Consider the following 17,208-nt stretch of genomic DNA (forward strand, 5'->3'; position numbering starts at 1 on the left):
AATGACAAAAGATATAACTAACCAATTAAAAGAAAAATTTGATAAAATAGGCCAAGATTTAGACACCCATTTAGAAGGTCTTTTATACAGTAAACCCATAAACTATTGGGATTATATTCAAACCGACGCTTTGCTCGATTTGCAAACTCAACGTACTGTACTTCCTGATGAAATGGTTTTTATCATGTATCATCAAATAAACGAACTGTTGTTTAAAATGATACTATGGGAAATCGAGCAGGTGGCTAAAACAGAAAATCTGACCGTAGATTTATTTTCATCAAAACTTATGCGTATTAGTCGGTATTTTGATATGCTCACGTCTTCATTTGATATTATGAGAGAGGGCATGGAAGTTGAGCAATACAATAAGTTTAGAAATACACTCACACCTGCCAGTGGGTTTCAAAGTGCCCAATACCGTAAAATTGAATTCTCATCCACAGAACTGATTAATTTAATTGATAACCGTTTTCGGGAAACAATTGACAGAAATACGTCTTTTGAGCATGCTTTCGAACATTTGTATTGGCAAGCTGCTGGAAAAGATTATAAAACGGGTAAAAAAAGTTATTTATTAACAGTTTTCGAGGAGCGATACAAAGATGAATTTATTAGATTTGCGAAATTCTATAATACAAATAACTTGTGGACAAAATTTAAAGAGTTGCCGCAAGATGTTAGAGAAGATAAAGCTTTAATTAAAGCTATGCGTCATTACGATTATACAGTCAATATAAAATGGGTAATGGCACATTACAATACAGCTAACCACTATTTAAATATTGGTGGAGAAACTGCTGAAGCAACAGGCGGAAGTGAATGGACAAAATACATGCATCCAAAATATCAACGACGAATATTTTTTCCAGATTTATGGACCAAACAAGAATTAGAAGATTGGGGAAAGAATGTGTAATTCTTTTAATAGTTGCACTTTCCTTATTTAATTGTAAGAACGACAAAGAAGAAACTCCACAAGTTGAAGAGGTAGCGGTTATCGAACCGCAAGATGTTTATGAATTTGGGTTTAATTTAAACGACTTTGTTGTAAAACGTGATACCATTAGAAAAGGGGATAGTTTCGGGACGATCATGGAACGTAATAGAATAGGCTACCCTAAAATTTTCCAAATAGCAGAAAAAGCCAAAGATAGTTTTGATATTACTAAACTGAATATTGGGAATCCGTATACTATTTTGTGCTCAAAAGATTCGCTTCAAGAGCCAAAATGCTTTATTTACCAGCCTAATAAAGAAGAATATGTTGTAGTGAATTTTCTTGATTCCATTCATGCTTATACAAGCAGAAAGCCTATTAAGTATGTTGAAAAAATTGCAACAGGAACCATTGACAGCAATATTTCCGTGACCATGGAAGAGCTCGGTCTTAGCCCTAGATTAGCTTATAAAATGGCTGATGAAATCTATGCCTGGACAATAGATTTTAGACGTTTACAGCCAGGGGACAGATTTAAAGTAATTTATACTGATAAGTATATTGATGACAGTATTTATGCGGGTGTTCATAATATTAAAGCTGCTTTTTTTGAACATAACAAAGAGGCGTTTTATGCCTTTCAATTTGAAACAGATTCAGTAAAAGGTATCAAAGATTATTTTAACGAAGAAGCAAAAAACCTTCGAAGAGCCTTTTTAAAAATGCCTGTACAATTTGGTAGATTATCTTCTCGCTATAATTTAAAAAGACGTATAGCGTATTACGGCAATAAAATTAGACCTCACAAAGGAACAGATTTCGCAGCCCCTGTCGGAACTGAAATTATGGCAACAGCAAATGGTACTGTTACTAAATCAGCCTACACTCGAGGCAATGGGAAATATGTAAAAATACGCCACAACAACACCTATGAAACTCAATATTTACATATGAAAAAACAGAATGTAAAAGTTGGGCAGTATGTAAAACAAGGCGATGTTATAGGTTGGGTAGGAATGACAGGTAATACAGGTGGACCACATGTGTGTTATCGTTTTTGGAAAAACGGAAAACAGGTAGATCCTTTCAGGGAAAAATTACCTGAAGCTGAACCAATTTCTGATAGCTTAAAATCAAGATATTTAGAATATATTCAACCAATAAAAGTGCAATTAGATGACATTGAGTTTGAAAATGAGTTGGATATAGACATGCCTACAAATTCAGAAATTACAGATTTACAATAGTTTATGTCTTTTCCAAAAATTAATCCAACCGAAACTCTAGCGTGGAAAAATCTCCAAGAGCATTATTACAACATTGAACATCTTCACATGAAAAGCTTATTTGCAAATGATGTAAATCGAGCAGACAAGTTTACTGTACAATGGGAAGATTTTTATGTGGACTATTCAAAAAATCGAATAACCGAAGAAACTAAAACGTTACTATTACAATTAGCTCAAGAAGTAGAACTGGAAAAGGCTATTCAGTTTTATTTTTCTGGAGAAATTATAAATGAAACCGAAGGTAGAGCAGTCATGCATACTGCTTTGCGAAAACCTAAAGTATCTGAAGCTATTGTTAATGGAGAGAATGTTATTCCTGAAATTAACCAGGTTAAGCAAAAAATAAAAGCCTTTTCAGATCAAGTTGTTTCAGGAACTCTTAAAGGGTATACAGGTAAAGCATTTACAGATATTGTTAATATTGGAATTGGAGGTTCAGATTTAGGGCCAGCAATGGTTGTTGAATCCCTTCAATTTTATAAAAATCATCTAACTACACATTTTGTAAGCAATGTTGATGGTGACCATGTTAATCAAGTAATAAAGCATCTAAACCCTGAAACCACATTGTTTGTTGTGGTTTCAAAAACATTTACAACTCAAGAAACCTTATCAAACGCTAATACCATAAAGGCGTGGTTTTTAGAATCGGCTAATCAAGAAGCCATTGCAAAACATTTTGTTGCGGTATCAACAAATTTAGAACAGGTTAAAAACTTTGGAATTCACATCGATAATATCTTCCCAATGTGGGATTGGGTTGGAGGGCGTTTTTCGCTATGGAGCGCAGTTGGATTGTCAATAAGTTTATCAGTTGGTTATGAGAATTTTGAAAGATTGCTAGAGGGAGCTCATAAAATGGATGAGCATTTTAAAAACGAATCTTTTGAAAATAACATTCCGGTTTTATTAGCATTGTTGAGTATTTGGTATAATAATTTTTTTGGAGCAGAAAGTGAGGCCATAATTCCATATTCGCAGTACCTTAATCAGTTCGCAACATATCTTCAGCAAGGCATTATGGAAAGTAATGGGAAAAGTGTTGATAGAAACGGCAATACAATTAATTATCAAACCGGAACCATTATCTGGGGAGAGCCAGGCACGAATTCGCAACATGCCTTTTTTCAGTTAATTCATCAAGGAACAAAGTTAATACCTGCAGACTTTATTGGTTTTGCCAAATCGCTCCATGGTAATCAAGACCATCAAGATAAATTAATATCAAATTTTATTGCTCAAACAGAAGCCTTATTAAACGGTAAAGATGAAGACGAAGTTTTGTCTGAATTATTAAACCAAAATCTTTCAAAAGAGCAAATAGAAAAACTACTACCGTTCAAAGTATTTGAAGGCAATAAGCCAACAAATACCATTTTTATAAAAAAATTAACTCCAGAAAGTTTAGGAAAACTTATTGCCCTGTACGAACACAAGATATTTGTTCAAGGGGTTATTTGGAATATTTTTAGCTATGACCAATTTGGAGTGGAATTAGGTAAGCAATTGGCATCAAAAGTGCTAAAAGATATACAAAATTCAAAAATTACTAAACACGATAGTTCTACCTTAAATTTATTGCGATTTTATAAAAATTTAGCATAAAAATTGTTAAAAACCCTGTTGAAAGCTTTTTTTGTTAAAAACCTTATAAACCCTTTTTATTCAATACCTTTTGATTGGTTAAATTTCTTAATATTGAGTTAATGTTAGAACGATTTATTAATGTAATTTTGCCAAAAATTTGAAACAAATCTTATTAATACAATGAAAAAAATTACAAGATTATTTTTTGCAGTTACATTTATGTTTACTGCATTTGCAATGGCTCAAACTACGGTAACAGGTACTGTAATTGATGCCGAAATGAATGCACCACTTCCTGGTGCTAACATCATTGAGAAGGGTACAACAAACGGAACCTCTTCAGATTTTGATGGGAACTTTACTTTAACTACTGAGTCTGCTTCAGGAGAATTGGAGATTTCATATGTAGGTTATGGTAAGGTTGTTGTTAGCTTTAACGGCAACACAAATTTAGGAAATGTGCAATTAACTTCTGATAACTCTCTTGAAGAGGTTGTGATTATTGGGACAGGTGTAATTGACTTGGCAGAGGACAGAAAAACACCTGTAGCGGTATCAACTATTAAAGCAGAAGAGATTAGAGAAAAATCTGGTAACTGGGACTTACCTGTATTATTAAAATCTACACCATCTGTGCAAACTATCCAAGCAGGTGGATTTGGTGATGGTCAAATGTTTTTAAGAGGATTTGATCAAACAAACACGGCATTCTTATTAAACGGACAGCCAATTAATGGTATGGAAGATGGTAGAATGTATTGGTCTAACTGGCAAGGTGTTACAGATGTTGCTAATGCCATTCAGGTACAGCGTGGTTTAGGTGCTTCTAAATTAGCTATATCTTCTGTTGGAGGTACTGTAAATATTGTAACAAAAACGATAGATAATAAAGCAGGTGGGTTTGTTCAGCAGATGGTTGGAAATGATAATTATTTAAAATCTACAGCTTATTTTTCAACAGGGGTTAGCGACAAAGGATGGTCTTTTTCTGGATTGTTGGGGCACTGGCAAGGAGACGGTTATGTAGATAATACTCAAGGTCAAGGTCAAACGTATTTCTTTTCTGTTGGATACCAACCAAGTGAAGATCACTCATTAAACTTCTTATTAACTGGAGCGCCACAATGGCATGCAGCAGCTGGAGGTGCTTCTATTGGTGATATTTTAGACAGTGAAAGAGGAAGACGTTACAACCCTTGGAACTATGAAGGTGTTAATAGTCCAAATACTTTGCATGGAGGAGATTACCCTGGTGGGCGTAATATCTATCACAAACCAGTTGCTAATTTAAACTGGGATTGGACAATTAATGATAAGTCGTCGTTATCAACGGTTTTATATGGTTCAATGGGTAGAGGTAGTTTTGCCCAAGCTAGAACTTCAGGTGACGAAGTAACATATGCTCGTGGTTCAAATAATAATCATAACTGGTATGGTTTAGTTACAAACTATAATAATCAATTAACAGAAAATTTAAATTTTAATATTGGTGCTGATGTGCGTTTTTATAATGGAATCCATTTTAGAGATGTGAGAGAATTTATAACTATCGATACTATAGCGAACAGTTCAGGTTATAGTGGAGGTGAGACGTATTTCTTAACTGAAGCAGGTGGTATCAATCCTTGGGAAGTGTTTTTTGATCCAAACACAGATCATTTACAACGTTTTGGATATGATTACGAAGAGCAAATTAACTATCAAGGAATATTTGGACAATTAGAATATGCAAAAGATAATTTTTCAGCATTTTTCCAAGGAGCATTGTCTAACCAGTCACATGTAAGAACAGAATTTTTAAATACTTCAACGCCAGGAGAGGGTGAAGAAGGTGAAAAAGTTAATAACATTGGATATAATCTTAAGGCTGGTGCATCATATCAAATTGGAAATATGCACAAGGTTTTTGTAAATGCTGGTTTTTATTCTCGTCAACCTTTTCATGATAATTTGTATGTTAATGATAGAGGTAGTAATGAATTGTATAATCCTGCAATTGAGAATGAAGAGATTACAGGATTTGAGGCTGGATATCAATTTAATGGAGGTAGAGCAATTTCAGCAAACTTGAATCTATACCATACAACATGGGATAATAGAACTTTGGTAAATAATAATGGTGAGAATGATGAAGATTTTAGATCTTTTCAAACTTTCGGTGTAAAACAAGTGCATTACGGTGTTGAATTGGAGGTGTTTACACGACCATTAGATAATTTAAGGCTTAATGGTTACTTATCTTTAGGTGAATGGCAGTTTAAAGATAATGCCATAGAAAGAGAATTTGATCAAGATGGGACACAAGTGTCGCCCGATAAGGAAATTGTTATTGATGGCTTTAGTGTAGGTGGTGCTTCACAAGTAACAGCTGGAATTAATGGTATTTACGATTTGTGTCGTAATACAAGTATCGATGCTGCGTGGAACTGGTATAATGATATTTTTTCAACGGGCTCTTTAGACCAAGCACCATTGTCAATGCCTTCATATGATACGGTGGATCTAGGTTTTTCATATAAAATGTTTGTTGGTGAAGGAACAAATTCTGTTCAATTTCGTCTAAATGTTAACAACGTTTTTGATGAGGTTTATTTAGAATCTGTAAGAGGAAATACTCAAGCTTCAGCCAATCCTGAAGAGAATTATAAAGGAATTAATAGAAGTAATACGGGACGTTTTGGTTATGGTAGAACTTGGAACACAAGTATTCGTTTCAATTTCTAAACAAAAATTTATCAATACAAAAAACCTCTTCGTAACGAAGAGGTTTTTTTATGGCATTTATTCTTACATTTGTTTGTAACCAAAAAAGAAATTTAACATTATGTATAACACGGTAAAAATTCTACACTCCTATTGGGCTTATTTAGTACTTTTAATTATAGTTTTAGCTGTTATTAACAGTATAATAAAGCGTGTTGGTAATAAAGAGTATGGTGCAAAAGATTTTAGAATTGCACTTTTTGCACTAATAGTTTCGCATATTCAATTACTAATAGGATTTGTAATGTACTTTGTATCTCCAAGGTTTAGTTTGTTTAGTGAGTCTGGCATGGGTGAAATCATGAAAAATTCGGTAGACAGACTGTATTTAGTTGAACATCCTTTAGTTAATATCTTGGCCATAGTATTGATTACAATGGGCTATTCAAAACATAAAAAGAAACGTATCTCTAGTGCTAAATTTAAGACCATATCTATTTACTATACAATAGCGTTGGTTCTTTTGTTGTCTAGAATTCCATGGGACTCATGGATGGCTTAAAAAAAGAGCGACAATTTTGTCGCTCTTTTTTTTAACTCTTTTTACTTTATTCTATTTCTTTTATGAGATAGATGTAAACGGGAAAATGGTCACTAAATCCATCAGTAAAGTTCCCGTCAGCAAAGCTTCTTAAGGGATAGCCTTTATATCTACCGCGCTTATTTACTAAATAGTTTTTGTTATAAATACCTGCTCTGTAATATTGATAGGTAGAATAATCCTTTTCCAAAAATGGTTTTGTTATCATAATCTGGTCGAATAAACTCCAGCTATCACGATAGGCATTAGAACCAATTCCATTTTTAAAGAATTCCTCCATTGGATTATAGATGCCTTTTAAACCAACGTCTTCTTTATGTCTTTCGGCTTTTAGTACATCTTTTACACTAGCATTAATTGGGTCATCATTTAAATCGCCCATAATTATGACTTTGGCATACGGATCTATAGTTTGTAGAGAGTCAATAATTTTCTTATTCAATTTAGCTGCTGCAACACGTTTAGGTCTACTTCTAGCCTCACCACCTCTTCGCGATGGCCAATGGTTAACAATTACATGAATAAGCTCTCCATCTAGCTTTCCACTAACCAATAATTGATCTCTAGTATATATACGTTCTCTTGAACTATCGTCATAAATAACAAGTTCATGGCTACTTGTATTTATAGGTGTAAAAAAGCGTTTTTGATATAGTAGCGCCACATCAATACCACGTCTGTCTGGAGAATCGTAGTGAACAATACCATAGTCTTTTGAGATTAGCAATGGGTCATTTACTACGTCTTCAAGTACATCTCTGTTTTCAACTTCAGAAACACCAATAATTACAGGTGAATTTTTAGTGTCGTCTACACCAATATCTGAAATTACGCGAGCCATATTATGAACCTTCTTTTTGTAAATTTCACCAATTTCAGTGTTCATTTCCATTATTGGGCTGGCCTCGTCATTCTTAGACGGATCATTAATGGTATCAAATAAATTCTCTAAATTATAAAAGGCTACAGTATGTATCTTAAATTTTTTCGATTCTTGTGCTTGTACAGTTGTCACACATAAAATCAGGAGTGCAAAAGCACATATTTTTATAAGTCTCATTCAAATAGTATGTTATGTTTTCGTTACGATAATACAAATCTTGCGCCAAAAGTAGATATTTATTATAAATAATGTAAATTTGCTCGCTTATTTAATTAAGATTTAATATAGCGAATCAAATTTTTAACTATAAAATCAAACATGAAAAAACGATTAATTATTTTTTTAATTGGAATTTTCTCAAGTGCTACCATGTTTGCACAACAAACAATTGTAAAAGGTAGTGTGTCAGAATCCATAACACTTGAGCCCATTCCAGATGTAACTGTTACCATAGAGGGAACCGTAATTGAAACTCAAACTAATGCTTCTGGTGAATTTGAGTTTTCTGAAGAGTTACCATTAGGGGAACAAATTATTAGAATATCAAAACCAGGGTATGTGTTCAAAAGATATCCTATAGTAATAAACGAGGGGGAAACTGTAAATATAACGGATATGACTTTGGAGATTGATTCTGTTGAGTCTAACTTGTTTACAATTAACCTAACAGATGATGAGCTAAACACAGACACAAGTGGTTTAGATAACATTTCAGGTTTGTTGCAATCCTCTCAAGATGTTTTTCAAAGAACAGCTGCTTTTGAATGGAGTTCGTCATTCTTTAGAGTTAGAGGTTTAGATTCCGAAAACGGTTCGGTATTGATTAATGGGATTGAAATGAATAAACTATTTGATGGTCGCCCACAATGGAGTGATTGGGGAGGTTTAAATGATGTGCTTAGAAACCAAGAATTAACCTCTGGCCTTCAACCATCAAATTATAACTTTGGAGGTGTATTAGGTACAACTAATATGAATGTAAGAGCTTCGCAATATCGTGAAGGTGGTCGTGTTACCTATTCTACATCAAATAGAAGTTATACGAATCGTATTATGGCAAGCTATTCTTCTGGATTATCAAAAAATGGTTGGGCTTACACCTTTATGGCTGGAAGACGCTGGGGTAAAGAAGGGTACCAAGATGCAACACTTTATGATGCGAATTCATTTTTTGCTTCTGTTGAGAAAAAAATTAACGATAAGCATAGTTTAAACTTTACTGGAATGTATACTCCTAATCGTAGAGGGAAATCATCTCCTAATACACAAGAAGTTTATGACTTAAAAGATATAAGATATAATGAATATTGGGGCTGGTTAGATGGCGAGAAGAAAAACTCCAGAATTAAAGAGGTTGAAGAGCCCATATTTATGTTAAATCACTATTGGGATATTAGTGATAAAACCAGATTAAATACTAATGTAGGATATCAATTTGGAAAAATAGGTAATAGCCGTTTAGATTTTGCTGGAGGTGCAAATCCAAGCCCTGCCTACTATCAAAATCTCCCAAGTTATTTTTTAGCTGATGATGATGGTCCGGACTACGAAGGCGCTTATTTGGCAGAACAAGAATTCATTAATGATGGTCAAATAGATTGGGAACGCATTTTAGACGCCAACCTAACTAATAATACTGCTGGTTTACCAGGAGCTTACGTTTTGTATGAAGATAGAACAGATGATACACAACTAACATTCAACTCTATATTAAATACCGAAATTAACGAGAATATTTTGTTGAATGCTGCTTTTACGTATAAAGATTTTAAATCTGAAAACTTCGGTAACATCATTGACTTATTGGGTTCTACTGGATATTTAAATGTTGATAACTTTGATGGTTTTCAATTTGATGCCAGAAATCCTAACAGAATTGTAGGTGAAGGTGATAAATTCCGCTACAATTATGAGATTGATGCTTCGGTAATTTCAGGTTATGCACAAGCACAATTTAAATACAGCAAAGTTGATTTTTATGCATCAGCTAGTATTACAAGCACAACCTATCAAAGAAACGGCTTATGGGAGCATTCTGCTTTTGAGAACTCATATGGTAAAGGCGAAAAGTTAAGCTTTACCGGTGTTGGCGCTAAAGGAGGTTTAACTTATAAAATTACGGGTAAACACTTAATTGATATTAATGGAGGGTACTTAACTAAAGCGCCTACATTAAGAAACAGTTATTCTAATGTAAGAGAAAACAATGATGTGGTATCCAATATTACAGAAGAAAAAATTGCTTCAGTTGATGTAAGCTATATATACCGTTCACCAATTGTTAAGGCCAAATTAACGGGTTATTACACTAAAATTCAGGATGCTAACGAAATTGCTTTTTACTTTGCTGATGGTTTAGCAAATATTAATATAGAAAATGGTAACGAGTCTGTTTCAATAAACCAGACAACAGCTTTTGTTCAAGAGGTTTTACAAGGTGTTGATAAAAGACACATTGGTGCCGAGCTAGGACTTGAAGCGCAAGTCACACCAACCATAAAATTAAAAGGAGTTGCTTCTGTAGGGCAGTACACGTATGATAATAATCCTAATTTATACTTAACGTCATCACTTTTTGGACGTACAGACACCTACACGGCAAACATGAAAAATTATAAAGTTTCAGGTGGCCCTCAACAGGCCTATTCTGTTGGTTTTGAATACCGTGATCCAGATTACTGGTGGTTTGGCGCTACAGTAAATTATCTATCAAACACTTATGTTGATATTAGCCCTTTGACAAGAACTGAAAACTTCTATTTAGATAGAGATGGTTTACCTATAAATGATTATGACGAAGGCATAGCTCAAGAATTACTTAAACAAGAAGAGTTTGATGACTATTTTACAGTTAATTTAATAGGAGGAAAATCATGGAAAATAGGAGAATACTACATTGGCTTATTTGCTAGTATTAACAACCTGTTGGATGAAGTATATAAAACAGGTGGTTTTGAACAAGGTAGAAATGCTAATTACAGAGAGTTACTTGCTGACAATCAAAACCCTAAACGCGTTTTTGGACCAAAATATTGGTACGGACGTGGTGCTACTTATTTTGTAAACCTTAACTTTAGATTCTAAAAAGAAAAAGAAAAATAATTAAAAACATTATTGAACATGAAAACAAATAAATTTATATCAGGAATACTTGTGTTAATAGCTGCTTTTGCTATAACATCTTGTGTACAAGACGACGATTATACCGTTCCTAGTAGCTTAGGGGATGAAGAGAATGCCAGACTAAATGATTTAATTGCAAACTCAACAGCTATAACAGTTGCAGAAGCAAAATCATACTTTGTTCCTGGTGAAGTTACAGAAATAGTTACCGATGTGTATGTTAAAGGATATGTATCTTCATCGGACAGAACAGGGAATTTCTACAAGGAGTTCTTTATTCAAGATGCACCTTCTAACCCAACTGCAGCTATTAAAGTAGTTTTAAACCAAGTAGATTCATATAACCAATTTAATATTGGTAGAGAGGTTTACATCAACTTAAATGGATTATATGTTGGAGAGGTTCGTTCGGGCGATGATGTAATAGCTATAGGAGGCGTTACAAATGCTGATAATGAAGTAGAGGCCATGACAGCCAATATGGTTCCTCTTCATGTATTGAGATCTCAAGTTACCGAAACTATCGAACCACTTGTTGTGACATTTTCTCAAATAAATGACTCTCATATTGGTATGTTTGTTATGGTTGAAGATGCTCAATTTCCTGATAGTTTAGATGGTGAATTTTATGTAGATCCTTTAGATGATTTTGATACGTCAAGAACAATACAAAGCTGTGAAGGCTTTGGCTATTCATCATTTCCATTAGAAACAAGTTCTTTTGCAGATTTTGCTCAAATGCCATTGCCTACAGATGGAGGAGGAACAATTGCAGGTGTTATAACAAAAACATTTAACGGTAGTAACTTAGTTATGGCATTAAACTCTACAGATGATGTAGTGTTTGATCAGTCTAAATGTGAGCCATTGGATATTAATGACTTTGTTGTTATTATGGAAGAAGATTTTAACGATGCTGTAGATAATACAGATTTAGACTTACCAGGTTGGACTAACTTTGCAGAGCAAGGTGGAGAACATTGGACAGAGCAAGTATTTAGCGGAAATGGTTATGCTGAATTCAGCTCATACTTAACTGGTGATGATGTTAATATTGGATGGTTAGTGTCTCCAGGTATCGATATGGATGCGCAGGAGAATGAGTTCTTAAACTTTAAAACAGCACAACACCATTTAGACTCTCCAGATAATACATTAGAAGTATTTGTATCTACGGATTATGACGGATCGGATGTGTTAGGAGCAACATGGATTCCAATTTCAGCAACTTTAGCATCGCAATCAAATTCATGGTATGAGTTTGTAGATTCTGGATTAATTGATATTTCTGAATATACAGGAACACTATATGTTGGGTATAAAGTAACAGGTTCAGGTACTGATACGCAATTAGATGGTGCATACCACGTAGAAGACTTTGTAGTATTAGCTACAGAATAGTTTAACTTAAACTATAAGTTAAAAAGCCCACTATTTAGTGGGCTTTTTGTTTTTAGTTTTGTTCTAGTAAAATATATACCGGAAAATGATCGCTATATCCACCTTTATATTTTTTACCAACATAGGTTCTAAATGGAGCACCTTTAAAAGGGCCTCGGTATTGTTTTAAAAAATCTTCATCAAATAGAGCCGCACTACTAAAAGAAAGACGGTTAGGGATTGTTTCAAAGAAATTGGTGCTAAATAAAATCTGATCGAATAAATTCCATTCATCAAAATGACGTGTGGTTCCCGAATCATCAGATAACAACGTTGCCATTGGGTTATATAAGTCATTAGAATTCATAAGGTGTTTTATGCTGTTACTAAATGGGTCATCATTAAAGTCGCCCATGATGAGGATTTTAGCTTCAGCATTTTCATTTTTTATAGTTTGAATAATTTCACTCGCCTGTTCTGCTGCGGCAATGCGTTTAGGCTCTGTTTCCAATTCCCCATCATGTCTAGAAGGCCAATGATTTACCATTACATATACCATTTCATTATATAAAAACCCCTTTACCAAAAGGATATCGCGAGTATAGTCTATGCTGCCGTTTTCGTCATAAATATGTACCGGAAAAACTTCAGATACTTCAACTTCAAAAACAGTTGTATCATACAGTAAAGCGACATCAATACCGCGTTCATCAGGCGAATCAAAATGAACATAGTCATAAGGTTTGTCAGCTAAATGTTCCGAGTTTAACAAATCATCTAAAACCAAATTGTTTTCAACTTCAGCCAATCCAATTAATGCTGGTGATTCATTTGTTTCTGCTTTGCCAATATTTGAAATAGCAAACCCTAATTTCCGTATTTTATTATGGTAGCGTTTAGGGGTCCAACGTTTAACAGAATTAGGTAGAAAATCGTTGTCGTTTGTTAAATCGTCATCATAAGTATCAAACAGATTTTCAAGGTTATAAAAAGCAACTGTAAATAGTGATTTGGTCATTCTAAAATTTTCAATACAATTAATGGTTAAGATACTAATTTAGTAATAAGAATAGAGTAAATTAGAATACATTACATAATATCATTGTAACTTTGTATAATATTTTGATGATTATGATAGAAAAGAAAGACATAGATTTAGAACGCGCTGTTTTAATAGGAATAATTACAAAAAACCAAGATGAAGATAAATCTAAAGAATATTTAGATGAGTTAGAATTTTTAACATACACAGCAGGAGGTGAAGTTTTAAAGCGCTTCACACAAAAAATGGACATGCCCAATCCTAAAACATTTATAGGGACAGGAAAGATGCAGGAGGTTCAGGCTTTTATTGAGGAGCATGATATTGGAACAGCTATTTTTGATGATGAATTGTCACCTGCCCAAGAGCGCAATATCAGTAAAATACTGAATTGTAAAGTGCTGGACAGAACTAATTTAATTCTAGATATTTTTGCCCAACGTGCGCAAACCAGTTATGCGAGAACACAGGTGGAACTGGCACAATGTGAGTATTTGTTGCCACGATTAAAAGGTATGTGGACACACCTTGAGCGGCAAAAGGGGGGTATTGGTATGCGTGGTCCCGGTGAAACCGAAATTGAAACTGATAGGCGTATAGTACGTGATAAAATAGCTTTGCTCAAGGCTAAAATTAAGACCATTGACAAACAAATGGCGGTGCAACGTGGTAATCGTGGAAAAATGGTTCGTGTAGCACTTGTTGGGTATACTAATGTTGGTAAATCAACGCTTATGAATACCATTAGCAAGAGTGAAGTATTTGCCGAGAATAAGCTGTTTGCAACTTTGGATACTACGGTTAGAAAAGTGGTCATTCAAAATTTACCGTTTTTATTGACTGATACTGTTGGGTTTATTCGAAAGTTACCAACGCAGTTGGTGGAAAGTTTTAAAAGTACTTTGGATGAGGTTTGTGAAGCCGATTTGTTATTGCATGTTGTAGATATATCCCATCCTAATTTTGAAGAGCATATTGAATCTGTTAATAAGATTTTAGGTGAAATAGATAGTGCAGATAAGCCAACTATTATGGTATTCAATAAAATTGATGCTTATGAGGCCGAACCTTATGATGACACCGATTTGATGACAGAACGTACAAAAGCTAACTACAGTTTGCAGGAATGGAAAAAAACCTGGATGAACCGCATAGGTAATAACGCCCTGTTTATTTCAGCATTAAACAAGCAGAATTTAGAAGATTTCAAGAAGCGTGTTTACGATGAAGTTCGTGAAATACATGTTACGCGTTTTCCTTACAATCACTTTTTGTATCCAGATTACAATTATGAGGAGGAAGAGTAGGTCATAAAATTCTGTTAACCAACACCTCATATTTAATAAATCAAGTAATCTGTCGTTTGTAAAATTAACTATGGAAAAACTACGCATGTTACTCAATAAGAAGTGGATAAAGTGGCCAATCATACTATTGGTTATAGGAGTCTTTTTTGTGATACTGTTGTATGGATTTACCTATTTAGGTCTATTTGGGAAATTACCAACCAAGCAGGATTTAAGTTCCTTAAAACAAACTGAAGCTACACAGGTTTTGGATAGAAATCAAAAGCTCATTGGTAAATACTATGTTTATGATAGACAGCCTCTCAAGTATGAAGATTTCCCCCAACATTTAATAGATGCTTTGATAGCTACAGAGGATGTTCGGTTTTACGAACACAACGGTGTTGACAATAGAAGCCTTTTACGCGTTTTTTTTAAAAACATTTTATTGCAGGATGAATCAGCTGGAGGTGGAAGCACCATAACCCTCCAGCTGGCAAAAAACTTGTATGGTAGACAAGATTATATGCTGTTTGGCATTCTAATTAATAAATTTAAAGAGTCTATAACAGCTAGGCGTATTGAAACTATTTATTCCAAAAAAGAGATATTAACCCTATATCTCAATACTGTTCCGTTTCCCGATAACACTTATGGTATTGAAAGCGCCGCACAAAAGTTTTTTAATAAGTCGGCAAGGGAATTAACTGTTTCTGAAGCGGCTACTTTGGTGGGAACCTTGAAGGCAAACCATTATTATAACCCAAGAATTTCAGTAAGACGTAGTGAATTGCGTCGAAATGTGGTTATAAATCAAATGTTGAAATACAATTTTATAGATGAAGAACAAGCTGAAACAATAAAACAAGACTCCTTAATTTTAGATTACCACTCCTTTAATCACGATATGGGTTTGGCACCATATTTTAGAATGCAAGTCAAAAAAGAGCTTGTTGAAATGCTTAAGGCTATTAAAAAACCAAACGGAGAATCTTATGATATATATCGTGACGGTTTAATTGTGCACACCACATTAGATGCTACCATGCAAACCTATGCCGAAGAGGCTATGAAGGAACACCTTACAAACTTGCAAAAGGCCTATGAAAAATCTTATGGCAATCAAGCACCATGGAAGACATTATCAGCAACTTTTAATAAAGCCATGCAAAATCTTTCAGTTTATAAAAGACTAAAACGTAATGGTTTATCAGATAATGACATTTTAGATAGTTTGTCGAAACCACGAGATATGGAATTGTTTTCATGGGAAGAAACCAAAACGGCTAAACTTTCGGTTAAAGACAGTTTAGCATATTACTTAAAGTTTTTAAATACTGGAATGTTGTCTATTGAGCCATCAACAGGTGCTATTAGAACTTATATAGGAGGGATAGATTACCGCTTTTTTAAGTACGACCATGTGTCGCAAAGCGAACGACAGGTAGGGTCTACTTTTAAACCCATAGTTTATACCGCAGCTATTGAAAACGGCATGAAACCTTGCTCCTATTATGATGTAAAAGCCATTACCTATACCAATTACGATAATTGGACACCAACCAATTCTGGCCAAGAGGTTGATGAAAACATAAACTACAATCTAGAAAAAGCGTTAAGTCATTCTATAAATACTATTGCGGTAAAGGTTTTAAACGACACAGGTATTTCAGCCACCATAAACCAAGCCCAAAGTATGGGAATAACAAAGGACTTGCCTGAAGAACCCTCATTGGCTTTGGGTGTAGCCGAAATTAAATTAAAGGAATTAACAGGGGCTTATGCCAGTTATGTGAACCAAAGTAAAGCAGTAAAACCTTATGCCATAACTAAAATAACCGATAATAACGGAAAGGTAATTGCGGAATTTAAACCCGAATTTTCAGAGCACAAAGCCTACAGTGATTATACCAGACAGGTGCTTTTGGAAATGATGAAAGCCACTATCAATCAAGGAACAGCATCCAGATTACGAACCACGTATAATCTTAAAAATGCCATGGCAGGTAAAACAGGAACAACACAAGACAATAAAGATGGTTGGTTTGTAGGTATAACTCCAAATTTGGTAACCGTAACTTGGGTAGGGAATGATAATTACAATATAGGGTTTAAAACCACGGGTTTGGGTCAAGGTGCTAACTCGGCATTACCCATGTTTGCCAAATTTTATCAAAAACTAAATGCCGATTCAAAGTTTAATAATATAACGCATATCCAGTTTGAAAAACCAAGTCAAAAGGTTTTAGATGATCTGGACTGCAAATTAGAAAAAGAAGATAACTTTTTTCAAAGATTGTTTAAAAGTAAAAAGAAGAAAAAAGAATTTAAAGGAAATTAAAAAAAGCGACCTGAATGGGTCGCTTTTTTAAAT

General features: G+C 34.2%; 11 protein-coding genes. 9 read left to right on the top strand and 2 right to left on the bottom strand.

Features of this window, described 5'->3' with window-relative positions; genetic code table 11:
* Position 1: 1 nt before the first annotated feature.
* From K7G76_RS02010 to K7G76_RS02030, 5 genes are all read left to right on the top strand, one after another.
* The gene (locus tag K7G76_RS02010) at positions 2 to 919 is read left to right on the top strand and encodes a tryptophan 2,3-dioxygenase family protein (RefSeq protein ID WP_223032531.1); all 918 of its coding nucleotides are present in this window, start codon (positions 2 to 4) and stop codon (positions 917 to 919) included.
* Positions 877 to 2,187 carry a peptidoglycan DD-metalloendopeptidase family protein gene (locus K7G76_RS02015; protein WP_223032532.1) on the top strand — a complete coding sequence of 437 codons (1,311 nt, stop codon included), beginning with the start codon at positions 877 to 879 and terminating at the stop codon, positions 2,185 to 2,187. The genes K7G76_RS02010 and K7G76_RS02015 overlap by 43 nt, the downstream gene beginning before the upstream one ends.
* Before the next feature lie 3 nt (positions 2,188 to 2,190).
* Entirely contained in the window at positions 2,191 to 3,834 is a 1,644-nt protein-coding gene (pgi, locus tag K7G76_RS02020; RefSeq protein ID WP_223032533.1) for a glucose-6-phosphate isomerase, read from the top strand.
* A 162-nt stretch (positions 3,835 to 3,996) separates the two neighbouring features.
* Entirely contained in the window at positions 3,997 to 6,540 is a 2,544-nt protein-coding gene (locus K7G76_RS02025) for a TonB-dependent receptor (protein WP_223032534.1), read from the top strand.
* Positions 6,541 to 6,640: 100 nt separating this feature from the next.
* The gene (locus K7G76_RS02030; protein WP_223032535.1) at positions 6,641 to 7,081 is read left to right on the top strand and encodes a hypothetical protein; all 441 of its coding nucleotides are present in this window, start codon (positions 6,641 to 6,643) and stop codon (positions 7,079 to 7,081) included.
* A 46-nt stretch (positions 7,082 to 7,127) separates the two neighbouring features.
* On the opposite strand, the gene K7G76_RS02035 is transcribed toward K7G76_RS02030, so the two are convergent.
* Positions 7,128 to 8,180: an endonuclease/exonuclease/phosphatase family protein gene (locus tag K7G76_RS02035; protein WP_223032536.1), complete on the bottom strand. Its 1,053-nt coding sequence runs from the start codon at positions 8,178 to 8,180 to the stop codon at positions 7,128 to 7,130.
* A gap of 141 nt (positions 8,181 to 8,321) precedes the next feature.
* Between K7G76_RS02035 and K7G76_RS02040 the strand changes: the two genes are divergently transcribed.
* Positions 8,322 to 11,087: a carboxypeptidase regulatory-like domain-containing protein gene (locus K7G76_RS02040; RefSeq protein WP_223032537.1), complete on the top strand. Its 2,766-nt coding sequence runs from the start codon at positions 8,322 to 8,324 to the stop codon at positions 11,085 to 11,087.
* A gap of 36 nt (positions 11,088 to 11,123) precedes the next feature.
* Positions 11,124 to 12,527 carry a DUF5689 domain-containing protein gene (locus tag K7G76_RS02045; RefSeq protein WP_223032538.1) on the top strand — a complete coding sequence of 468 codons (1,404 nt, stop codon included), beginning with the start codon at positions 11,124 to 11,126 and terminating at the stop codon, positions 12,525 to 12,527.
* A 52-nt stretch (positions 12,528 to 12,579) separates the two neighbouring features.
* Here K7G76_RS02045 and K7G76_RS02050 read toward each other — a convergent pair whose 3' ends face one another.
* A complete protein-coding gene (locus K7G76_RS02050) occupies positions 12,580 to 13,524 on the bottom strand; it encodes an endonuclease/exonuclease/phosphatase family protein (RefSeq protein ID WP_223032539.1) in 945 nt (314 codons plus the stop codon).
* A gap of 113 nt (positions 13,525 to 13,637) precedes the next feature.
* Here K7G76_RS02050 and hflX point away from each other — a divergent pair, with 113 nt between their 5' ends.
* Together hflX and K7G76_RS02060 are read left to right on the top strand one after the other, a co-directional pair.
* Positions 13,638 to 14,855: a GTPase HflX gene (gene hflX / locus K7G76_RS02055; protein WP_223032540.1), complete on the top strand. Its 1,218-nt coding sequence runs from the start codon at positions 13,638 to 13,640 to the stop codon at positions 14,853 to 14,855.
* 70 nt (positions 14,856 to 14,925) lie between these two features.
* Complete coding sequence (locus tag K7G76_RS02060; RefSeq protein ID WP_255572898.1) at positions 14,926 to 17,175, top strand: penicillin-binding protein 1A; 2,250 nt, start codon at positions 14,926 to 14,928, stop codon at positions 17,173 to 17,175.
* Positions 17,176 to 17,208: the final 33 nt, after the last annotated feature.

Origin of the sequence: Hanstruepera marina (genome assembly GCF_019880635.1) — a bacterium.
Lineage (GTDB): Bacteria > Bacteroidota > Bacteroidia > Flavobacteriales > Flavobacteriaceae > Hanstruepera > Hanstruepera marina.